This is a genomic window from Streptomyces graminofaciens, assembly GCF_030294945.1.
Taxonomy (GTDB): Bacteria; Actinomycetota; Actinomycetes; order Streptomycetales; family Streptomycetaceae; genus Streptomyces; species Streptomyces graminofaciens.
In genome coordinates, this window is the sequence record NZ_AP018448.1 from 871,853 (window position 1) to 892,718 (window position 20,866).

Sequence of the window (20,866 nt, forward strand, 5' to 3'; positions counted from 1 at the left end):
ACATCAGCCCCGGGCGTCCCGTACGTCACCAGGGAAGCGCGCGGGCGTGCACCACGTCCAGCCGGGACACCGCGCGGGTCAGGACGACGTACGGCCGGTTTAGGCCGCGCGGCTCGGCCTCCGCGATGGCCGCCGGCTCGACGGCGACGACATGGTCGTACTCCAGGCCCTTGACGAGGGTGGCGGGGATGACGGTGATCCGCGGGGAGGGGGTGAGACCGGCTGCGTCGAGGGCCTCGCGCACACGGGACGCCTCGGCGTCCGCGGCCACGCCCCCTACCGAACCCTCGTGCGCGAGCGCCTCCCGTACGACGGTGGCGACCGGGTCGGCGGCGCCGTCCGCGTGGCGGATGCGCAGGGCGCCGTCGCGGCGGAGCGAACGGGCGCGGGGTACGTCGGTGCCGAGGCGGTCGAGGAGGCGGTCGGCGAGGGCGAGGACCGCGCCGGGGACGCGGAAGCCGACGGTCAGCGGGACGACCGTCGCGTCCGGCTTGCCCAGGTGGGCCAGTTGGAGCGGCCAGGAGCGGGCGGCCCAGGGGGTGGTGCCCTGCGCGAGGTCGCCGAGCACCGTGAGCGAGCCGAAGCGGACGCGGCGGGCGATGGCCCAGCCGAAGCGGCGGCGGATCGCGACGCCCTGGGGGTCGTGGGTGCCGGCCTGGTAGAAAGCACGGGAGACAGGGGCGCGCCAGTCGACGACGAGGGGCGGGGCGGCGGGGTGCGTGCTGATCCGGAGCCGGCCGATGTGATGCCCGGGGCCCTGCCCCACGAAGTCCAGCCGCCCGAAGAACAACGGCCCCTCGGGCAGCTCGTGCAGTTCCTTGGCGCGGCTGCGCAACCCGTACCCGAGAACCTCGGCGTCCGCCCCGGACGCGGAGACGTCCTCCCCGACGACCACCTGCTGATCGGCGCCCTCGATCATCGCGGCGAGGGCGGCACGGCAGACGTCGTGGTGGGCGCGTTCGCGGTGCAGGGCGGCGGTGAGGTCCTCGCGGGCGGTGGGATCGGCGGACGTCATACGGCAAGGGCAAAATCCGTAACTGAGTTACATCTTTTACCGAGTTACGCTCGGCGGAGACCCGGCAGCCCCGCCTCCAGCACCGCGAACGCCCGCTCAGCCGCCGCCTCCGCGTCCCGCCGTACGTCCTCCACCGCCTCCCCCGCCACGATCCGCCGCCAGTTCTCCTCCGCGAGGATCCGCCGTACGGCGATGATCTGGCCGGCTGCCAGTCGGGCGTCGAGACCGCCGCCGAGCACCTCCGCCAGGGCCGTCTCCGAGCGCTCCAGGTAGCCGTGGAGACGGGCGACGAGGGAAGGGGTGCCGTAGAGCATGTCGTAGAAGGCGCGGACGGCCGGATGGTCGTTGAGCCCGGTGACGGGATCGCAGGCGGCGAGCCCGGCGAGGAAGTGCCGGCGCAGGGCGGGAAGGGGCCCGACCCCCTCCTCCCGCGCGACGACGACCCGGGCGGACTCCTCCTCGTGGTCGGCGATCTGGTGCAGGACCAGGTCCTCCTTCGACGGGAAGTACCGGAAGAGCGTCGGCTTGGAGATCTCGGCCGCGGCGGCCACCTCGGCGACGGACACCGCGTCGAACCCCCGCTCCAGGAAGAGCCGAACGGCGATCTCCGACACCTCCTGATACATCCGCCGCCTCTTCAGCTCACGCAGCCCGGTCCCGCTCACGTCCCTCATGAAGGGGAGCCTACGGCGGCCGGGGCACGGTTCAGGCGGGGGTGCGGCCGGCGTCCAGAGATTGTCGGGGTGCCTGTTCCACGTGGCGATGAGGGCCTTGGAGTCCTCGGCCCCTTCGAGGGGGGCGTCCACGGGGACACCCCTCTCGCCGACCCTCGACGCGACCGTCATGGCCTGGGCGAAGTCGGGGATGAGCACCCGGATGGTGACGTTCCGGGTCGGGCCGGGGTCCTCGATCAGCCCTTCGAGGCGGTGGTAGAGCTCGTTGCAAAGCTCACGAAGGCGCCCAGTTCCCGCAGGTCCTTCACCGTGCCGTAGAGCACGTGGCCCAGGACATGGTCCACCTAGGGACCTGTCCGGCCGATCATGCCGCAGACGCGGGGTGTGGCACGCACACCGGCACTGGCCAGGCACCGAGGTTTCCTGCGACTTGACCGGCCGGACAGGTCCTAGGCGGGCAAGAACACGACCGCGACGGAGCATATTCGCGGGCGGGCATGCGGGCGGCCCCGCACTCCGGAGCGGCTGTCCGGGGTACGGGGCCGATCGGCGCGGCGTGCTGGCGCGCGGATCACAGGGAGCTGACGAACCGGGCGATGGCCTTGCGGCTGGTGCGGGCGGTGAGCGTGAAGGTGCGGATGGGCTTGTGCGAACCGCTGCGGCGGACGATCACGCGTCCGTGGGGGAAGCCTTCGATCCATCCGCCTTCGGCCAGCTCGAAGTGGTACCGGGTTGACCCGATTGCAGGTGAAAGACGGGTCAGACGACATGCACCGCAGGACTCTTCTAGGCGGGGTCGTCGCAGCCGCGGCGACCCCGGTCATATCTCCTACTCCTGCCGCTGATGCCACCGACGGTGGCGGCGGGCAGGCCGCCGCCCTGCGCCTGTCCACCAGCGCCTACAGACGGCTCGACGGCTCCACCCCGTCCCGCGACCTGTACGACACCGTCGAGTCTCACATCCGGCTCATCCAGAGCATCACCCGATCCGCGAACAGCGACGGCGACCGGACACGGCTGGCAGCAGTGGGCAGCGAAGCTGCCTCCTTCGCGGGCTGACTCGCGTGGGACAAGGGCGACAACGGCTCCGCCCGTTCCTGGTACGGCGCAGCGATCAAGGCCGCCAAGTCGGCCGGTAACCCCTTGCTCGCCGCCTACCAGACCGGCACGCTCGCCCAGTTCGAGGCACACGCCGGAAACGGTGTGGAGGCACTCAACCTCGCCCGCCGGGCACGGCGCGCGCTCGGCGACCGGCGTCCGGCCGTCGCGGATGCGTGGCTCGCCAGCGTCGAAGCGCTCGGCCACGCGGCAGCCGGAGACCGACGGGCGGCCGACAAAGCCCTGACCGCGAGCCGGGCCGGGGCAGAGGCCCTGAAGGCATCCGAGGAGCCTCCTCCCTGGCCGTGGGTGTTCTCCTTCACCCCGGACAAGGTGGCCGCCTGCCGGGTGACGTGCGGCGCACGGCTCGGCCTCTCGGACTGGGTGATCAGCGATGACGTAGAAGCCCTGGCCACCGGCCACGCCAAGCAACGCGCCCTGCTGGTACTGGACATCGCCGCCGGTTACCTCGCCGCCGGCAGGGTGGAGGCCGCGTTCGCCCTCGCCTCGCGCGCCCTCGATGCCGGCCTGACGTACCGGTCCGGGCGAATCGTGGAGCGCGCCCGCGCCGTGCGCCGTACCCTCACAACCGCCTCACCACCCAAGATGGTGCGGGACTTCGACGACCGCCTCCACGACGTCTACCTGTAGGAGAGGGGATCACGGCATGCGCGTAGGGATCACCGGCCACCGCGGACTCAGCAAGGAAGTAGAGCAACGGGTGCGCGCGATGCTCGTTGAGGCCGTACACGGCTTTGCCGCCGACGATCTAACGGCCGTGTCGTGCATCGCCGACGGCCCCGATGCCTGGTTCGCCCAAGCGGTACTGAAGCACGGCGGACAGCTCGAAGTTGTCCTACCCGCCACCGAGTACCGCGAGAGCCTCCCGGAGTGGCACCACCCCGTCTATGACGAGCTGTACAGCAGCGCGGCCGACGTCCACGAGACCGGCATGACCGAGTCCACCTCTGAGGCGCACCAGGCCGGCAGTGAAATCCTTGTGGGCCTCGTCGACGAGCTCATTGCGGTGTGGGACGGGAAACCAGCCCGGGGGTACGGCGGAACAGCGGATGCGGTCGCGTACGCCGAGCGGACCGGTGTACCGGTGCGCATCGTGTGGCCGGACGGCGCCAGCCGCTGACCGGCGCCAACCGAGCGGCCCACCCCATGGGGGGCGGGCCGCCGCCGTCTCCGGGTGAGCGGTCAGGCGGCGGAGGCTTTCTGCCTCACGCCCGCCCCCACTTCGCCGACGCGTCCGCGAAGCAGTAGGAGCACAGCGGGCATCCGCCGTGTCCGTACCGCCGGGTCTTCCGGTGGCACACCGTGCAAGGGCCGACCTGGTCGCCACTGGACGTCAGCGCCGAGGGGTCCGGCTCGGTGATCGGGGGCGCGGGCGTGGCCATCGGGTGTGCCCCTCTTCCTCATGGGCGACGGGCGGCGATGTCGCGCTCGAACGCAAAATAGAACACGGCGGCTGGGCCCCGGTGTCAGTGCCTCGCCGTACCGTGGACCCATGCCCCACTCCCTCTGGCCTCACGGCCGGATGACGCCTGCCCTCGACCAGGTCAACGAACGCATCCGCCGACTCATGGACGAGCCCGCCGGGGACGAGCGCACCGAGGCCTACGCCCGGCTCCTCGTCGAGTGGGCCGAGGTCTTCCGCGACGACGTCGTACAAGCCGCGTAGACGGCGACACCCCGCCCGATTTCCAGGCCGGGCGGGGCGTCAGGGTCATCCGAGTAGCAGCATCAACTCGTGGACTCCGTCACCCTACGAACCGGGTCTGACATCGCCTGGCTCCAGACCCGGGTGGGTGGTCGCATAGTGCTCGGTGATCGGTGCCTCGACGCGTCTGCGGAACACCTCATGGCGGGCGTTCGCCTGCGCGGTGAGCGCCTCGTCGAGCTTTGCCGGGTCCAGGGGCACGAAGAACGGCGCGACCGGCTCGCGGCTCGGATTCTCGTCATGGTGCCAGCCGCAGCCGAGTGACACGAGAAGCGAATCGTCCCTGACAGCGGGTGCCCGAAGCCGTACGGGTAGTCAGGCATAGGAATGATGCTCGGCTCGGGCGGCGGCGCCGCTTCGGCCGCCCGGCGCGCGGCGTCCAGCTCCGCCCACATCTCGGTCGGCGACTTCTGCGGCAGCCGGGCGAAGAATGCATCAAGGTCCGGATCAGGCGTTATGCCCTCAGCATCACAAAGACAGCAGAACGCCCGCCCCGGAGCGGTGGGCGGGCGTTCGATCAAGGGGACGCGGGGGCCGCGCCCGGCGGAGCGGTCGGCTCCTCCTCGTCCGGCAGGAGCTGCGCGAGCCGTGCATTCGCCAGGTCGACGGCGTCCCGCAGGCTCCCACCGCTGTTGGGATACAGCTCGTGCTCGACACGGGCGAGGCGGTCCTCAATCCCGCTCACGCGCTCCATCACCCCGGCCCGGCCCGGCACACCCGGGCGGCCCCTCGCAAGGCCGACCGAGACAAAACGCGCGCGCCGAGCAGCCACTCGAACCCCCCGCCCCATGCGGACCGCGTCAACGCGCGGGCCGCGGCTCACATGTACAGACCGTCGGCATCAGGGCAGGGTCGACCGCGCTCCCCAGCACGGAAACCGAATGACTCGTTCCTGAATTGGATCAGCGAACGTGGGCAGTAGCTGCTGTGAATATGCCGTGAACAGGCCAACCAGAAGAAAGGTTCCAGCCAACACAGGTGATGCTGATCATGCACAGCCTTCTCTCGGCGAATCAGCCACCGCCGACCTCCCACCAGGGCAAACACCCCAAGACAACCCCGTCAGGAGAAGGAGGCCGCCGCGGTGTGAGCGAGCGCCGCCCGTGTGGGTGATGACAGCCGGGCGGTTCGGCGAGACGCTCAGCAGAGAGTCGAGAACACCACAGACCACTTCAGGGCCCGGTCGCGCTGCGCGGCCGGGCTCGCGCCGTGCGGCGGCGCGAGCTGTACCGCAACAGCTGTGCCGCCCGGGCCGCCTGCTGGCCGTGCGGGAGTACGCCAGCAGGCGGCCGGGGTCCCGAAGGCGCGGGCTGAGGGGGTGGAGTGGCCGGTGAACGTCGCCCTCGCGCGGCCCGTGACGCAGCTGCCGAAGGGTCCGTCGTGGGCTTACGAGATCAAGTTATGGACGGGGCTTCTTCTTGTCCGTTGTCCATAGCGAACTCCGCTTGGGGAGCCCCTCGTTCGTGATCCGCAGCCGGGTGCTCAGGTCAGGGTCTGGGCTGCGTACAGGGCCCCGAGGGCAGTGGCGAGGGTGCCGAGGAGGAGGCGTAGGGCGCGTTCGGGCAGGCGGGGTTGGAGGCGGGCGCCGAGGTAGCCGCCGATCAGGCCGCCGGTGCCGCAGGCGAGTCCGAGCCCCCAATCGGGGGCGACGTCTCCGGGGCTGACGAGGGACAGCAGCGCATAGGTTGCGGCGCCGACGAGGGACGTGGCGAAGGTGGCGGCGAGCGCGGCCGGCGCCACACGGGCGACGGGCAGGCCGCGGCCGACGAGGATCGGGCCCAGGAGGGAGCCGCCGCCGATACCGTAGATGCCGCCGACTACGCCGACCGCCAGGGCGAGGCCGGTCAGGGTGCGCGGGGCCAACTCGCCTGTGGGCGAAGGCCGGTGTCGGGACGGGATGAGGGTGCGCAGGCACAGCCACAGGCCGAGTGGCAGCAGCAGTGCGGCGATCAGGAGGCGGAAGACGCCGGGGCCGGGGAGGGCGAAGACGCGGAGGGCGGCGCCGATGACGACGCCGGGCAGGGTGCCCAGCACCAGGCGCCGGGCGAGGCCGCCGCGCAGGGCGCCGTCGTTGCGGTAGCGCCACAGGGCGCCGGGTCCGGCGACGACGTTGAACAGCAGGTTCGTCGGGGTGACGGCCGGGTTGGGCACGCCGAAGACGCTCAGCTGGACCGGGAGGAGGAACACTGCGCCGGACACGCCGACCGGTGCGGTCACGGTCGCGATCAGCAGCCCGGCGACCAGGCCTGCTGGCACTGTCCAGTCCACCGTCGCCCCCTGCCCGTTGCTCGCCTGGCCAGTATCAACGCCTCGCAGGACAGCGAGGTGACCTGCAACGAGATGTTCACGATCGGCCGGGCGGGGGTGCGGTGCCCTCGCCCGGCCAGCGCGGTCACCGGACGGGTAGGCCCGGTGGGAGCCGCGATCACGGGGCCGGCAACGTCTAGGGCTGCGCCTGTGATCGGCCGGCCCCAGGGGGTTTGCTGATGACGCGGTACATGCCGATCGAATCGTGGGTGGCGGTGTCGGCGAAGCCGAACTTCTCGTAGAGGAAGCGGGCCGGGCCGTCGGCGATCAGTGAGACGTAGGCGGTGGCGGGCGCCCGGCGTTCCAGTTCCTCGGTGAGCGCGGCCATGATGCGCTTGCCGAAACCGCGGCCTTGGTGGGCGGGGTTGACGCACATGTCGACGATCTGGAAGGCGGTGCCGCCGTCCCCGATGATCCGTCCCATGCCGACAGGCTCCCCTTCGTGGTGGAGGACCACCCCGTGCCATGTGTTCGGCAGGGCGTGCGCGACCGCTTCGGGGTCTTTGTCGGAGAGGCCGGCGTCGGTGCGCAGGCGGCGGAAGACCTCGACGGAGGGTACCCCGACGCTCAACTCGTACGGGTCGTTCACGCTGTCCACTTCCGATCGTGCGTCGTGTGCGGTGAAGAGGTTGCCATGGTGTTCGGCTGGTGGGTCAGTGGCCGGTTTCGGCGTGGTCGCCGTGGTCGCTGAGCTGGGCTTCGAACCAGTCATGCAGGGCGTCGACCAAGGCGGGCTCGTCGGTGGTGTACGTCAGGGTGGCTCCGTCGGACCGCTCCTTGTAGCGGACTTCGACGCGCTCGTAGCCCTCCGCCAGTGCGGCCAGTCCCGGCATGCTGTCGCCGTGGATCTGGGCGGGGTCGCCGAAGTCACCCTGGGCGAATGCCTTGGCCTCCTGCTTCAGGTGGGTGCGGATGAGGGCGATCTGCTTGTCGTCGTCGGGCTGGTCGGCGACGACGTCCTGGACGCCGCCTGTGTCGGTCGGGGTGAAGTGGTGGGTGGTCTCTTCGAGGTCGAAGGGCATCACTGACCGGCCGCGTTCGGCGACCGCTTCCTTCCGACTGGTCTGCCCCTCGCCGCCGTCTTGTTGGGGGCCGCCGATCCACAAGGCTGCCCCCAGGGCCGCGCCGATGCAGGCTGTGGTGATACCGGCCGTCAGCAGCCGGCGCTGTGCGACGTTCATCGTGTGCCTTCCGTGAGCACGTCCAGGGGCGGGTGGTGTGCCCGCTTCGCTGTGGGTGGGATCCGGCGTGTGGCCTGGGCTTACTGCTGTTTGGCGGGGATCAGCCACCAGACGATGACAGCGGAGACGGCGGCCAGGCCGGTGGCGACGAGAAACGCGTCGTCGAAGCCGGAGGCGCTCTGGGCACCGGTGCGGGCGGCGATACTCGTGGCGGCGGCGCTGGAGACGGCCGCCGCGCCGGCGGAGGCGCCGAACTCGTGGAAGGTGCTCACGATGCCCGACGCGACCCCGGCCTCGTGGGAGGCGACGCTGGCGAGGGCGGTGACTGAGGCGACCACGAACAGGCCGCCCAGTCCCGCCGCGGCCAGGCTCACCCCGGTCACCATCGCGGCCGTTCCGGACCACAGCACCGGCACGAGGAACCCGGCGGCCGCCACGGCCAGGGAGATCACCGCCAGCAGCCGGGCTCCCAGCGAGCCGATCACGCGGCCGGCGGCTGCGGCCGCGGCCATGGTCAGCAGCGCCACCGGCAGGAACAGCACCCCGGTCATCAGCGCCCCGTGGCCCCGAAGGTTCTGCAGGTAGAAAGAGCCGAGGAAGAAGGCCCCCACCATCAGCGCCGTCGTGACGGCAATGACGAAGGTGCCCGCCACCACCGGCCGCCGGGTAAGCAGCCGCAGGTCCATCAGCGGTGCCGCCGCCCGGCGCTGCCACAGAGCGAAGGCCGCGTAGCCGGCTGCCGCAGCGAAGGCCAGGGCCACGGTGACCAGGTCGAGCCAGCCATGGTCACCGGCACGGATCAGGGCGTAGATGAGGGCGCCGGTCGCGGCGGCGACCAGGACAGCGCCGGGTATGTCGAGGGAGCCGGTGCCCGCGCGGGGCAGGTGGGGCAGGATCCGGGCGAGCGAGACGAGGACGACCAGGCCGACCGGGACGTTGACGAAGAAGACCCAAGCCCAACCCGGCCCCGCCGTGATCAGCCCGCCCAGCAGCACCCCGAGGGCGGCACCTCCGCCGCCGAGCGCCGACCAGATACCCAGCGCCCGGTTGCGCTCCTCGCCGTCGAACAGCCGCACCACCACCGACAGCGCGGCGGGCGAGAGCAGCGCGGCCCCCGCCCCCTGGGCGATTCGCGCGGCGAGCAGCAGCGGGGCGCCGGTGGCGAGTCCGGCGGCCAGGGACGCGGCGGTGAACACGGCGAGCCCGGCCAGGACAACCCGCTTGGGCCCGAACAGGTCCGCGGCCCGGCCGCCGAGCAGCATCATGCTCCCGAACGTGAGGGCGTAGCCGCTGACCACCCAGGTCAAGGCCGCGCGGTTCAGGCCCAGTTCGGCGCCCATGTCCGGCAGGGCGATCGCGACGACCGTGATGTCGAGGATCAGCATCAACTGGGCCAGCCCCAGCAGTCCCAGGGCCGTCCAGCGCAGCGGATGCGGTGCATCCGGCGCCCGGGTGGTGGTGGATTCCGTGTCGCTCATGACGCTCACCCCTCCTCGATAACTCGTACAAGGCTGTTCACGTTATACGCCCCGGGGGTATAAGCCAAACAGGTGTGTACGGCTTAGCGAGGTAAGGTGGGCGCATGGCGAGCAAGAACCCCACAACTACCAAGCGCGCCGACGCGCTGCGCAGCATCGAGGCGATCGTGCAGGCCGCCGCCGAATGCCTCGGGCGGAACCCGGAAGCGAGCCTGAGCGAGATCGCGCGGGCCGCCGGCGTGGGCCGGGTGACGCTGTATGGCCATTTCGCCTCCCGGGCGGAGGTCGTCGACGCGGCGATGAGCCGCGCGCTCGACCGGGGCAACGAAGTCCTGGACACGGTGGATATGGCCGGTGACCCGAGGCTCGCCCTGGCCCGGTACATCGAGGCTGGCTGGCACCTGGTGGACCAGGCGCGGGCGCTGCTCGCCGCCGCGCAGCGGGAGCTGTCCGCCGGGCGCATCCTCGAACTGCATGCCGGGCCCGCCGCCCGGGTCGAGGCGCTGGTCGCCCGCGGTCGTGCCGAGGGGGTCTTCCGCACCGACCTGCCCATCGCCTGGATGGTCAATGTCCTGCACGCGGTCATGCACAGCGCCGCAGAGGAGATCCGCGCCGGCCGCCTGACCTCCGACCGCGCCGCCGGCCACATCACGGCCACGGTGCTCGCCGCCTTCACCCCGCCGGGGACACCGGTGCCCGCGACCGGCGGCGGGGCCCACCCGTAGCCCGCAGGGAAGAAGCCGTGGTCTGCGAGGGATCCTCGTCCGTGAAGGCGGTCAGGTGGTGAAGGGCGGCATCTCGTGCGGGGTGAGGTCGTCGCGCAGCCGTACGAAACGGACCGGGTGGCGGTAGCGGCCGGCGTCGACGGCGGAGACGGCGGCGAACTCGGCCACCAGGTCCGGCTTCACGGTGCGGAACTCCAGCTCGGAGCATGTACGGCCGCGCATCCTTCACACTCCTCCGAGCACGGATTCTCACCCCACAGTGATGCCGCCCCCGTGCCGAAACTCAGCTCGGGTGGCGAGGAGATTCATTGCGCAGCCTCCAGATTTCCTTCCACTGCCGGGCGTGATCGGCCGCCAACAGCGGGTCGGGCGCGTCGGCCCGCTGCACCGCGAGGCTGACCCCGCATTCCCTGCACAGCTGATGGATCCGGAAGACGCCGTCGTGCCAGGCGCTGGTGTTGTCCCGGTTTCCGCATACACGACATGTCAGCGCAGGAGCTTCATCGGGCGGGACCGACGAACGGAGCACCCGCTCGACGACCACTGGCAGCGGTTCGTCGGGATGGATCGTCGGCTCGGGACAGTACGCTGGCTTTAGACGTCGTCTCATTTGGCGAGTCTGCGGTAGCAGATGAGGCTGCAGGCAATGGCGGTGAAGGCCAGGAAGTGTTCGGCCTTGCGTTCGTAGCGGCGGTGCAGACGGCGGCAGCCGCCCAGCCATGACATCGTGCGCTCGATAGTCCAACGGTGTCGGCCGAGTCGCGTGGAGGACTCGATGCCCTTGCGGGCGATGCGGTGCCGGATACCTCGCTTGCGTAGCCATCGGCGCAGGTGGTCGTAGTCGTAGCCTTTGTCCGCGTGCAGCTTGGCCGGCCGGCGTCTGCGCGGGCCGCGGCGGGAGCGGATCGGCGGGATGCCGCGCACCAGCGGCTCGAGTGCCTGGCTGTCATGCAGGTTCGCGCCGGAGATCCCGACCGAGAGGGGTAAACCGGTCCGCTCGGTGATCAAGTGGACCTTCGAGCCCTTCTTGCCCCGGTCTACAGGATTCGGACCTGTCAGGTCCCCCCTTTCAGGGCCCGCATGTTCACCGAGTCGATCGCGCAACGTGACCAGTCCAACTCTCCGCGCGAGCCCAGTTCGTCGAGGATGACGCGGTGCAGCTTCGCCCAGACCCGGGCGGCGGTCCACTCGGTGAAGCGCCGGTGCGCGGTCGGCCCCGAGGGGCCGAAGACCGGCGGCAACTGCCGCCAGGTGCAACCCGTCGTGGCCACGAAGATGATCGCGGCCAGCACCTCACGATCCCCGTACCGCCGCCGACCGCCGCCCTGCGGCCGCGATGGAGCAGGCGGGACCACCCACTGGAACAGTTCCCACAACTCGTCCGGCACCATGCGCTCGACCATCACCACATCGTGCAGACTACCCAGCACTCCAAATGAGACGACGTCTAAATCCCGACCGACGCGCCTGCGATGGCCATCTCCGAACCGAGCTCGGCATGTTCAGGACCGCCCTTCAGGCGCCCACGCCCGCCGGAACTTCAATCGGTGCAGGCCCGCGTTCAACTGACGGCGGGGCACTTCCGATGCGGCCCGTCTGAGCCTCAGCCGACGACAGCCAGCCACAGCGGTGGGTCGGCCGCCCGACCGGGCGCGCGTGTGTCTCGCTGCACCCCCACTGGCCTCAGCCACGCTGCCGGTGTCGTCGGCCAGAGCAGGCCGCGACGGCCGGTCCGTGAAGACAACGCCGGAGGGTATTCACCCCTCAAAGCTCTCAGCTTGGGAAGCTCGTGTTTCCCAGCCTGGGAAGCCCTGCTGACCTGCGACTAAGACGTCGTCTCATTTGGAGTGCTGGGTAGTCTGCACGATGTGGTGATGGTCGAGCGCATGGTGCCGGACGAGTTGTGGGAACTGTTCCAGTGGGTGGTCCCGCCTGCTCCATCGCGGCCGCAGGGCGGCGGTCGGCGGCGGTACGGGGATCGTGAGGTGCTGGCCGCGATCATCTTCGTGGCCACGACGGGTTGCACCTGGCGGCAGTTGCCGCCGGTCTTCGGCCCCTCGGGGCCGACCGCGCACCGGCGCTTCACCGAGTGGACCGCCGCCCGGGTCTGGGCGAAGCTGCACCGCGTCATCCTCGACGAACTGGGCTCGCGCGGAGAGTTGGACTGGTCACGTTGCGCGATCGACTCGGTGAACATGCGGGCCCTGAAAGGGGGGACCTGACAGGTCCGAATCCTGTAGACCGGGGCAAGAAGGGCTCGAAGGTCCACTTGATCACCGAGCGGACCGGTTTACCCCTCTCGGTCGGGATCTCCGGCGCGAACCTGCATGACAGCCAGGCACTCGAGCCGCTGGTGCGCGGCATCCCGCCGATCCGCTCCCGCCGCGGCCCGCGCAGACGCCGGCCGGCCAAGCTGCACGCGGACAAAGGCTACGACTACGACCACCTGCGCCGATGGCTACGCAAGCGAGGTATCCGGCACCGCATCGCCCGCAAGGGCATCGAGTCCTCCACGCGACTCGGCCGACACCGTTGGACTATCGAGCGCACGATGTCATGGCTGGGCGGCTGCCGCCGTCTGCACCGCCGCTACGAACGCAAGGCCGAACACTTCCTGGCCTTCACCGCCATTGCCTGCAGCCTCATCTGCTACCGCAGACTCGCCAAATGAGACGACGTCTTATTCACGAGTCGTGACGTCAGCTGTTCACGGGTTTGGGAGGCGCCCCGAGCCACGGTCGGGTGGTGTTCACGAGTTTTGACAGCACGGGGGTACTTGCCAGGGCGGCATCGGGATGCTCTGGCGATAGTGCCTGGCAGCCGTCGGCACCCGGAACCGTGCGCGCCCGTGCCGACGTCCCCGTACCGGGAACCGGTGATCACGATCATCTCGCCGGGCACGATTCCAGGGTGGGGACGAATGACGTGCACTATTACTGACGCCCCGCGTACCGCGGACCGGCGGCGGACACGCGGCCGGCGCGGGCGAGCGTGGGGGCTGCTGGGTTGTGGCATCGTGCTTGCCGCACCCGCCGCGCTGCTCGTCGTTCGGCTGACGGGACTCGACGCGGGAACGCCGCTCGCGATGCCCATGGTCCTCTTTCCCTATTCGGCCGTTCTCGGTGTGCTGGTGCTGGGCGTGATGGTCGCCGTTTCTGCCCTACGGTCGCGATGGGCTTTGGCCGTCGTCGCGGCTCTGGTGGTCGCCCACCTGGCGCTGCTGGTACCACGGTTCGTACCTGCAAGCCGACATGTGCCGTCGGACTCAGTTGAGCTGCGTGTCGCCACCATCAACGCCAATGTCGGCGGCGCCGATCCCCGTGCATTGGTGGAACTGGTCCGCACCGAGCGGATCGATGTGCTGGCTGTCGAGCAAATGCCGTCGGACGGTGTGGACGCGCTCGACAAGGCGGGCCTGGGTGCGCTGATGCCGTACCAAGAACTCCACCCCGAATACGACTCCTCGATCTACTCACGGCACCCGCTGTCTCACGCCGGCACGACGCAGGTCGATACCGCCTGGCCCCAGACCACCGCCGAGGTCGCAGTCGGCGGGCGCAGGGTACAGCTCGTGGCGGTTCACACCTACTACCCACTCGGAGACGCGAAGCGCTGGACGCGAGACATGACTGCCCTTACCTCCATGGCCCGGCGCAGCGGCCCGGACGCCGTATTTTTGGGCGACTTCAACGCTTCCCTCGACCACACCCCGATGCGAAGGCTGCTGGCGGCCGGCCTCACGGATACCCACGCCGAACTCGGCCACGGATGGGCCCGCACATGGCCCGTCGGCCATGCCCTCGTCCCACCTATGATCCAACTGGACCACGTCCTGCACGGCTCCGGCTTGGTGGGGATCTCCGTCGGCGAGCGCACCCTGCCGGGTACGGACCATCGGGCCGTCGTTGCGGTACTGGCGCTGCTGCCAGCGAAGGGCCGGGCCATCTGACCGGGGCCAGGTCTTGCGAGGTACGCGCGTCACGTCGATACCGCAGTGCCGTCGTTTCTCGTGAACATCTCCGGCTGCATTGATCACAAACTGCCGTCCAAACTCATACACAAGTGCTGTCGCGGGACGTGAACGAAGCCATGAGGTGCGTCAGGACCTCTTCGGGAGGGACCTTGCCCAGGGCGAGGGCCCAGATCTGGCCGCCGCGCTGCCATGAGAGCAGGGTGGGCGTCGCGGGCGGGTAGGGGAAGGGGTCGTCAGGCTGCACGTACCGGAGGCGGTGGTCGAGCCAGTCGGCGGCTTCGGCGATCAGCGCGTCCCGCAGCAGAGCTGCGGTTCGCCGCGGCTCGTCGCCGGAGGTCACTGCCGCGCGCTCGACGGCACGCTCGGCGTCAGCCAGGAGCTCGCTGGGGAGCAGGGGCTGCCAGGTGGTGCCGTCGTCGTGGCTGACGTGCCCGGTCACGGCGAGGTTTTCCTCCCGCTCGTTTGTCAGGTACCACCGCATCGCCACGACCGCGTCGTTGATCAGCAGCCCGGGGCCGGGGTCGTTGGGCCACCAGGGGTTGTTGTAGGCGCTGGACAGGGCGTACAGGCGGTCGGTGTCGGGCACGCGCACTCTCTCCCTCGTCCCGGTGGCGGTGTGCCGCCTGGGTGGTGGTGAAGGCTCAGGCTGCCGGGTGCCGGGGAATGGCGGGGCGTGAGTGTGGGGCCGCGCGGATCTTGGACGTGTTGCCTCCATACGCCGACTGGATCAAAACGCTGCGCACTCAGGATTTCTTCGTTGTCAGCGGCCGAGTCAACAGGCTCCTCCACGAAGCGGCCGACGCCCTGAGCGACGACCCCTCCAGTTCATCGACCCCGCGTTGCGCGATGCGGCAACGGGGTGCAGCAGAGCCGCCACAGACCTCAGCGAAGCAATGATCGACCTTCTCTTCGCCGGGATTCGGCACTCCGAAAGGGGCAGCGAGGTGAGCGGGGGCACGTCGACGGTTCGCGACGGCGTGACAGCACCGGCATAACCCCCGTGATCTGTTGCGGCGGCACGGGCTGCGCTGCACGCCGGGCCGCGTGCAGATAGTGGCGCTGTTCGCCGCTTCTGCCCGTCACCTCTCCGTCGCGGAGGCGTGGGAGGAGCTGAGCCGGACGGGGCCTGCCGTCCACCCCACCACGATCTACCGCACCCTGGAGACTCTCACTACGGTCGGCCTGACCCACGCCGTGCACGGACCCGGCCCGACGCGCTACTGCGTCCGGGGGAACCCGCACCACCACGTCGTCTGTCAGGACTGCGGTCAGGTGGCGGCCCTCCCCCACGAGCGCCTGACGGGGGCGGTGGGCAGCATCGAGGAGCTGACCCGGCTACGTCCGGACGCCTCGGGGTCGCTGATGGTCTACGGCCGATGCGCCCCGTGCAGCACCTGAGCCTCATCCGCTGCCGTGCCCGCACGGCGAACGGGCCCCCGACGGAGACCGAAGTCTCGCCGTCGCGGGCCCGTTTCAGTGACCGGCTGGACCGGCTCTCACACGCTGAGCGCGGCCCTCACGGTCTGTTCGGCGCCCGTTCCGCCCTCGCCGGAGGACGTCACTCGGCCCGCCTCCAGCACGTAGTAGTGCTGGGCCGCGCGCATCGCGAAGCCGACGTGCTGTTCGACGAGGAGGACGGACAGTCCGCCGCGCCGGGTCAGGGCGAGGATCGTCTCCTCGATCTCGGCGACGACGGAGGGCTGGATGCCCTCGGTGGGTTCGTCGAGGAGGAGGAGTCTCGGACGGGTGATCAGTGCGCGGGCGATGGCGAGTTGCTGGCGCTGGCCGCCGGAGAGCAGTCCGGCGCGGCGGCCGGACAGCTCGCGCAGCACGGGGAAGAGGTCCAGGGCCTCGGCGATGGCCTCCTTGCCGTCCGCGCGGCCGTCGGCGACGAGTTGGAGGTTCTCGGCGGCGGTCAGGTGCGGGAAGGACTGCTGGCCCTGCGGGACGTAGGCCATGCCGCGGGCGACGCGCTGGTGCGGGACGAGGCGGGTGATGTCCTCGCCGTCGAGCAGGATGGTGCCGCTCTTCGGTTTGATCAGGCCCATGGCGGCGCGCAGCAGGGTGCTCTTTCCGGCGCCGTTGTGGCCCAGGACGGTGGCGACGCCGTCCTTCGGGACCGAGACCGTGACGCGGTGCAGCACCGTGGTGCGGTCATATCCGGCCTGGACGCTGCTCAGTTCCAGCATGGGTCTCACGCCTCCTCGGCGACGGCCACAGCGGTGGCGGGGGCGGATTCGGATACCGAGGGTTCGGAGGCACGCCCGAGGTAGACCTCCTGGACGCGGGGGTCGGCCTGGACCTCGGCGACCGAGCCCTCGCTGAGGACCTTGCCGACGTGCAGGACGCTGACGCTGCGTGCGAAGGAGCGCATGAAGTCCATGTCGTGCTCGATGACGACGACCGTGTGGTCCTCGCTCACCCGTTGCAACAGCTCGCCGGTGGCCTCGCGTTCGTCGTGGCTCATGCCGGCGACGGGCTCGTCGAGGAGGAGGAGTTTCACGTCCTGGACGAGCAGCATGCCGATCTCCAGCCACTGCTTCTGCCCGTGGGCGAGGACGCCCGCCGGGCGGTCGCGCAGCTCGGTCAGTCCGGTGGTCTCCAGGGCCTTCGCGACCGGCTCGGGGATGTCCTTGCGTCGTCGCAGCATCGTCCACACGCCCCGTCCGGCGCCTGCGGCGATGTCGAGGTTCTGCAGGACGGTCAGCTCCTCGAAGACGGTGGCCGTCTGGAACGTACGGCCGATGCCCAGCCGTGCGATCTTCTGCACGGGCTTGCCCAGCAGGTCCTGGTCGCCGAAGCGGACCGAGCCGGTCGCCTTGACCAGGCCGGTGACCGCGTCGACGAGGGTTGTCTTGCCGGCGCCGTTCGGGCCGATGAGGAAGCGCAGGTCGCCGGGGCGGATGTCCAGGTCGACGCCGTCGACGGCTGTGAACCCGTCGAAGGTGACCCGCAGGTCACGGACGGTCAGTCCCTCGCCGCTCATGCTGTCTCTCCAGTCGCAGGAGTACCGGTACGGGTGCGGCGCTTGCGCAGGACGGCCCACAGGGAGGCGAGGCCGCCGGGCAGGAAGCCGACCGCCACGACGAACAGCAGGCCCTGGAGGTAGGTCCACGCGGCGGGGAAGGCGTCCGAGAGCGTGCTCTGCGCCCAGGCCACCGCGATCGCCCCGAGCACCGCGCCCACCAGCGAGGCCCGCCCGCCGACCGCAGCGCCGATGACGAAGCCGATGGATGGCACGATCCCGATCAAGGCTGGCGAGATGATGCCGACCGCCGGGACGAACAGGGCCCCGGCCAGGCCCGCCATGCCGGCGGCGACGACGTAGGCGACGAGCTTGACGTTGGCCGGGTTGTAGCCGAGGAAGCGGACCCGCTCCTCGGAGTCCCGTACGGCGATGAGGAGTTCGCCGTAGCGGCTGACGAACAGCTGCCGGGCCAGAGCCATCAGCAGGAGCAGGACGGCGGCGATGACGAAGTACACCATCCGCTGGTTGACCGGGTCGTCCAGTGAGTAGCCGAAGAAACCCTGGATGTCGGTCAGGCCGTTGGTGCCGCCGGTGGTGGCCTGCTGGCCGATCAGCCAGATGGCCAGGGCGGCGGCCAGGGCCTGGCTGAGGATCGCGAAGTAGGCGCCCTTCACCCGGCGTTGGAAGACGAAGAAGCCGAGCACCGCGGCAACCGCCATCGGCAGCAGGACCGTCATGGCGAGCGCGAACGCCGGGTTGGCGAAGGGTTTCCACCACCAGGGCAGGGCGTCGCCGGTGCCGTAGAGCTGCATGAAGTCGGGCAGTGTCTCGCCGGTCGCGGCGGCGTCGGTGAGCTTGAGGTGCATGGCCATGGCGTAGCCGCCGAGGCCGAAGAAGACGCCCTGGCCGAGCACCATGAGTCCGCCCCGGCCCCAGGCCAGGCTGACGCCGATGGCCACGATCGCGTAGCACAGGTACTTCGCAAGGAGGGAGAGGCGGAAGTCGGAGAGGGCGACGGGTGCGACGCCGAGTAGGAGGACGGCGCCCAGGACGAAGCCGCCGGGCACCCGGAGGCGTTCCAGCAGGGACACGGGGGGCGCCGTGACGGTGGTCGTGGTCGTCGTCATGCCAGGCTCCGGGTGCGCAGTGTGTACAGGCCCTGGGGTCGCCACTGGAGGAAGGCGACGATCGCCACGAGCACCATGACCTTCGCGACGCTGACCGTCGTCGAGTACTCCAGGACCGACTGCAGCACGCCGAGCGCGAAGGCGGTGATCACGCTGCCCTTGAGCCGTCCGATGCCGCCCACGACGACGACCAGGAAGGCGTCGACGATGTAGTTGGTGCCCATCGTCGGGCCGATCGGGCCGACGAGGGTGAGCGCGACGCCGGCCACGCCCGCGAGGCCCGAGCCGATGAAGAAGGTCAGCCGGTCGACCTGGCCGGTGGCGATGCCGGACACCTCGGCGAGGTCCCGGTTCTGGACAACCGCCCGGATGCGACGGCCCAGCGGGGTGAACCGCAGGATCACAGTGAGGGCGAGGACGCTCAGCAGGGCGAGGCCGAGGATGAACAGCCGGCTGTTGGCGAAGGTGATGCCGCCGCCCAGCGAGATGTTGCCGGTGAGTAGGTCGGGGGCCGTGGTCTGCACGTTGGGGGCGCCGAAGATGTCACGGGCGAGCTGCTGGAGCATCAGCGAGACGCCCCAGGTGACCAGCAGCGTGTCCAGCGGCCGGACGTAGAGGCGCCGGATGAGCAGCCACTCCAGCAGCACGCCCATGGCACCGGCGACCAGGAAGGCGACCGGCAGCGCGACCAGCAGCGAGACACCGGCGCTGCTAATGGACTTCTGCAGGACGTACGTCGTGTAGGCGCCGGCCATGATGAACTCGCCGTGCGCCATGTTGATCACGCCCATCTGACCGAAGGTCAGGGTCAGGCCGAGCGCGATGAGCAGGAGGACGGCACCGATGCTGATGCCGGTGAAGGACTGGTTGAGGATGACCGTCATGGAGCGGCTCCGGGTCGGGGACGGGAGTGCGTGCGCGGGTGCGGGCTTGCCATGGGCGTGACCCGGCCCCGTGACGGGGCCGGGTCCGCCGGTGAGGGTGTGGCTCAGGAGAGGCCGGAGGCCCAGGAGTAGCCCTTGAGGTACGGGTCCGGCTTGATCGGCTTGCCGGAGTTCCAGACCTCGGTGATCAGGCCGTCGGAGCCGACCTTGCCGATCCGGGCGGTCTTGTAGACGTGCTGGGTGGCGCCGTCGACGGTGACCTTGCCCTCGGGGGCGTCGAGTTCGATGCCGTCCGAGGCGGCCTTCACCTTCGCCACGTCGAACGAGCCCGCCTTCTCGACCATCTCCTTCCACAGGTAGACGGAGATGTAGGCGGCCTCCATCGGGTCGGAGGTCGGCTTGTCCTTGCCGTACGCCGCCTGGTACGCCGCAACGAACTTCGTGTTCGCCGCGCCCGGGGTGGTCTCGTAGTAGTTCCAGGCGGTCAGCTGGTCTTCCAGGTACTGGGTGCCGATGCTCTTCACCTCCTCCTCGGCGATGGAGACCGACAGCACCGGCAGGCTCTTCGCGGTCAGGCCCGCGGACTTGTACTCCTTGAAGAAGGCCACGTTGCTGTCGCCGTTGAGGGTGTTGAACACCGCGTCCGCGCCGGCGTCCTTGACCTTGTTGGTGATGGTGCCGAACTCCGTGGAGCCCAGCGGCGCGTAGTCCTCACCCACGACCTCCATGCCGTTGGCCTTCGCGTACGCCTTGATGATCTTGTTGGCGGTGCGCGGGAAGACGTAGTCGCTGCCGACCAGGTAGAGCTTGGTCAGGCCCTGCTTCTTGAGGTAGTCGAGGGCCGGGACGATCTGCTGGTTGGTGGTCGCGCCGATGTAGAAGATGTACGGCGACTCCTCAAGTCCCTCGTACTGCACGGGGTAGAACAGCAGCGACTTGTACCGCTCGAAGACCGGCTTGACGGCCTTACGGCTGGCGGAGGTCCAGCAGCCGAAGGTGGCCACGACCTTTTCGTCGGTGATCAGGGCCTCGGCCTTCTCGGCGAAGGTCGGCCAGTCGGAGGCGCCGTCCTGGCTGATGGGCTTCAGCTTCTTGCCCAGCACACCGCCGGCGGCGTTGATCTCCTTGACCGCGAGCAACAGCGCGTTGTGGACGGTCACTTCACTGATCGCCATCGTGCCCGAGAGCGAGTTCAGCAGACCGACCTTGACCGTGTCGCCGGACGTGTCCGCCTTGGCGCCGGAACCGGTGGACGTGCTGTCGCCCGTCTTGGCGCCGCAGGCGCTGAGGGCGGCGGACGCACCGACGGCCGAAATACCGGCCAGGAGACCGCGTCTGCTGATGCTGAGCCCGGACATACAAAACCTCCTTGCCCCGAAGGGCGATGTGAAAGAGCGGAAGAGCTCCGACGAGGAGCATCGGGAGGGAATGAATGTGACGCGCTTCAGGGCGGCGGCTTTGACGCACGGTCCCCAGCCGTTCCGGGGTGGCGTCCGGGCTGTTCGCTGAAGTGCGACCACAGCCTGCGAGGAAACTGTTTCAACCGCGTTTCGGAGCAATTGAGGGATAGTTTCCAGCGAAAGTAAAATGGCGGGTAAAACATAAAGAAGCCGCTGCTGGAGACGCCTGCTTGGCGGCGTCACAGCAACGGCAATTAATGCTTCCTGCGGAAAGGATCAGTTTTCCTGGTTCCCCTTGTCAAGTTCCCGG

Annotated in this window: 25 protein-coding genes; 8 read left to right on the plus strand and 17 right to left on the minus strand. The window is 69.9% G+C overall.

What is annotated here, in order from left to right:
• Positions 1–25 precede the first annotated feature (25 nt).
• Positions 26–1,015, minus strand: coding sequence for a helicase domain-containing protein (locus tag SGFS_RS03680; RefSeq protein WP_286247567.1), 990 nt, complete (start codon positions 1,013–1,015; stop codon positions 26–28).
• Positions 1,016–1,059: 44 nt separating this feature from the next.
• Positions 1,060–1,680, minus strand: coding sequence for a TetR/AcrR family transcriptional regulator (locus SGFS_RS03685; protein WP_286259778.1), 621 nt, complete (start codon positions 1,678–1,680; stop codon positions 1,060–1,062).
• Positions 1,681–2,457: 777 nt separating this feature from the next.
• Here SGFS_RS03685 and SGFS_RS03690 point away from each other — a divergent pair.
• From SGFS_RS03690 to SGFS_RS03700, 3 genes are all read left to right on the plus strand, one after another.
• On the plus strand, positions 2,458–2,748 hold the full coding sequence (locus SGFS_RS03690) for a hypothetical protein (protein ID WP_286247568.1): 291 nt from the start codon (positions 2,458–2,460) through the stop codon (positions 2,746–2,748).
• Positions 2,749–2,832: 84 nt separating this feature from the next.
• Complete coding sequence (locus SGFS_RS03695) at positions 2,833–3,438, plus strand: DNA-binding protein (protein ID WP_286247569.1); 606 nt, start codon at positions 2,833–2,835, stop codon at positions 3,436–3,438.
• Positions 3,439–3,454: 16 nt separating this feature from the next.
• Positions 3,455–3,928 (plus strand): hypothetical protein, encoded by a 474-nt coding sequence (locus tag SGFS_RS03700; RefSeq protein WP_286247571.1) that lies wholly within the window; start codon positions 3,455–3,457, stop codon positions 3,926–3,928.
• An 85-nt stretch (positions 3,929–4,013) separates the two neighbouring features.
• On the opposite strand, the gene SGFS_RS03705 is transcribed toward SGFS_RS03700, so the two are convergent.
• A complete protein-coding gene (locus SGFS_RS03705) occupies positions 4,014–4,190 on the minus strand; it encodes a hypothetical protein (RefSeq protein WP_286247573.1) in 177 nt (58 codons plus the stop codon).
• A 110-nt stretch (positions 4,191–4,300) separates the two neighbouring features.
• On the opposite strand from SGFS_RS03705, the gene SGFS_RS03710 reads away from it, so the two are divergent.
• Positions 4,301–4,474: a hypothetical protein gene (locus SGFS_RS03710; protein ID WP_286247574.1), complete on the plus strand. Its 174-nt coding sequence runs from the start codon at positions 4,301–4,303 to the stop codon at positions 4,472–4,474.
• 84 nt (positions 4,475–4,558) lie between these two features.
• Here the strand turns inward: SGFS_RS03710 and SGFS_RS03715 are convergent, their stop codons facing one another.
• The 6 genes from SGFS_RS03715 to SGFS_RS03740 form a co-directional block, all read right to left on the minus strand.
• Positions 4,559–4,780 (minus strand): hypothetical protein, encoded by a 222-nt coding sequence (locus SGFS_RS03715; protein ID WP_286247576.1) that lies wholly within the window; start codon positions 4,778–4,780, stop codon positions 4,559–4,561.
• Positions 4,781–5,030: 250 nt separating this feature from the next.
• Positions 5,031–5,198 carry a hypothetical protein gene (locus SGFS_RS03720; RefSeq protein ID WP_286247578.1) on the minus strand — a complete coding sequence of 56 codons (168 nt, stop codon included), beginning with the start codon at positions 5,196–5,198 and terminating at the stop codon, positions 5,031–5,033.
• Between the two features lie 797 nt (positions 5,199–5,995).
• Positions 5,996–6,781, minus strand: coding sequence for a sulfite exporter TauE/SafE family protein (locus SGFS_RS03725; protein ID WP_286247580.1), 786 nt, complete (start codon positions 6,779–6,781; stop codon positions 5,996–5,998).
• Between the two features lie 175 nt (positions 6,782–6,956).
• Positions 6,957–7,418, minus strand: coding sequence for a GNAT family N-acetyltransferase (locus tag SGFS_RS03730; protein WP_286247583.1), 462 nt, complete (start codon positions 7,416–7,418; stop codon positions 6,957–6,959).
• 55 nt (positions 7,419–7,473) lie between these two features.
• Complete coding sequence (locus SGFS_RS03735; RefSeq protein WP_286247586.1) at positions 7,474–8,001, minus strand: aspartate carbamoyltransferase; 528 nt, start codon at positions 7,999–8,001, stop codon at positions 7,474–7,476.
• 80 nt (positions 8,002–8,081) lie between these two features.
• A complete protein-coding gene (locus SGFS_RS03740) occupies positions 8,082–9,479 on the minus strand; it encodes an MFS transporter (protein WP_286247588.1) in 1,398 nt (465 codons plus the stop codon).
• A gap of 104 nt (positions 9,480–9,583) precedes the next feature.
• Here SGFS_RS03740 and SGFS_RS03745 point away from each other — a divergent pair, with 104 nt between their 5' ends.
• Positions 9,584–10,204 (plus strand): TetR/AcrR family transcriptional regulator, encoded by a 621-nt coding sequence (locus SGFS_RS03745; protein WP_286247590.1) that lies wholly within the window; start codon positions 9,584–9,586, stop codon positions 10,202–10,204.
• Positions 10,205–10,255: 51 nt separating this feature from the next.
• Here the strand turns inward: SGFS_RS03745 and SGFS_RS03750 are convergent, their stop codons facing one another.
• Entirely contained in the window at positions 10,256–10,426 is a 171-nt protein-coding gene (locus SGFS_RS03750; protein ID WP_286247592.1) for a hypothetical protein, read from the minus strand.
• 384 nt (positions 10,427–10,810) lie between these two features.
• Positions 10,811–11,607, minus strand: a protein-coding gene (locus SGFS_RS03755) for an IS5 family transposase (RefSeq protein WP_434025902.1) whose coding sequence is annotated in 2 segments (ribosomal slippage) — positions 10,811–11,269 and positions 11,272–11,607 — 795 coding nt in all. Because the reading frame shifts where the segments join, the coding sequence is not laid out codon by codon here.
• 471 nt (positions 11,608–12,078) lie between these two features.
• Between SGFS_RS03755 and SGFS_RS03760 the strand changes: the two genes are divergently transcribed.
• Both SGFS_RS03760 and SGFS_RS03765 read left to right on the plus strand, forming a co-directional pair.
• Positions 12,079–12,875, plus strand: a protein-coding gene (locus tag SGFS_RS03760) for an IS5 family transposase (protein ID WP_434025902.1) whose coding sequence is annotated in 2 segments (ribosomal slippage) — positions 12,079–12,414 and positions 12,417–12,875 — 795 coding nt in all. Because the reading frame shifts where the segments join, the coding sequence is not laid out codon by codon here.
• Between the two features lie 249 nt (positions 12,876–13,124).
• Entirely contained in the window at positions 13,125–14,153 is a 1,029-nt protein-coding gene (locus SGFS_RS03765) for an endonuclease/exonuclease/phosphatase family protein (protein WP_434028179.1), read from the plus strand.
• 103 nt (positions 14,154–14,256) lie between these two features.
• Here the strand turns inward: SGFS_RS03765 and SGFS_RS03770 are convergent, their stop codons facing one another.
• Positions 14,257–14,763 (minus strand): hypothetical protein, encoded by a 507-nt coding sequence (locus SGFS_RS03770; RefSeq protein ID WP_286247596.1) that lies wholly within the window; start codon positions 14,761–14,763, stop codon positions 14,257–14,259.
• Positions 14,764–15,182: 419 nt separating this feature from the next.
• Here SGFS_RS03770 and SGFS_RS03775 point away from each other — a divergent pair, with 419 nt between their 5' ends.
• On the plus strand, positions 15,183–15,575 hold the full coding sequence (locus SGFS_RS03775) for a Fur family transcriptional regulator (protein WP_434028180.1): 393 nt from the start codon (positions 15,183–15,185) through the stop codon (positions 15,573–15,575).
• Between the two features lie 98 nt (positions 15,576–15,673).
• Here SGFS_RS03775 and urtE read toward each other — a convergent pair whose 3' ends face one another.
• From urtE to urtA, 5 genes are all read right to left on the minus strand, one after another.
• Complete coding sequence (gene urtE, locus SGFS_RS03780) at positions 15,674–16,366, minus strand: urea ABC transporter ATP-binding subunit UrtE (RefSeq protein ID WP_286247599.1); 693 nt, start codon at positions 16,364–16,366, stop codon at positions 15,674–15,676.
• A 5-nt stretch (positions 16,367–16,371) separates the two neighbouring features.
• On the minus strand, positions 16,372–17,163 hold the full coding sequence (gene urtD / locus SGFS_RS03785; protein ID WP_286247601.1) for an urea ABC transporter ATP-binding protein UrtD: 792 nt from the start codon (positions 17,161–17,163) through the stop codon (positions 16,372–16,374).
• Complete coding sequence (gene urtC, locus SGFS_RS03790; protein WP_286247603.1) at positions 17,160–18,272, minus strand: urea ABC transporter permease subunit UrtC; 1,113 nt, start codon at positions 18,270–18,272, stop codon at positions 17,160–17,162. The genes urtD and urtC overlap by 4 nt, the downstream gene beginning before the upstream one ends.
• Positions 18,269–19,156 carry an urea ABC transporter permease subunit UrtB gene (gene urtB, locus SGFS_RS03795; protein ID WP_286247605.1) on the minus strand — a complete coding sequence of 296 codons (888 nt, stop codon included), beginning with the start codon at positions 19,154–19,156 and terminating at the stop codon, positions 18,269–18,271. Before urtB ends, urtC begins: the two co-directional genes overlap by 4 nt.
• Before the next feature lie 104 nt (positions 19,157–19,260).
• The gene (gene urtA / locus SGFS_RS03800; RefSeq protein ID WP_286247607.1) at positions 19,261–20,514 is read right to left on the minus strand and encodes an urea ABC transporter substrate-binding protein; all 1,254 of its coding nucleotides are present in this window, start codon (positions 20,512–20,514) and stop codon (positions 19,261–19,263) included.
• Between the last annotated feature and the right edge of the window lie 352 nt (positions 20,515–20,866).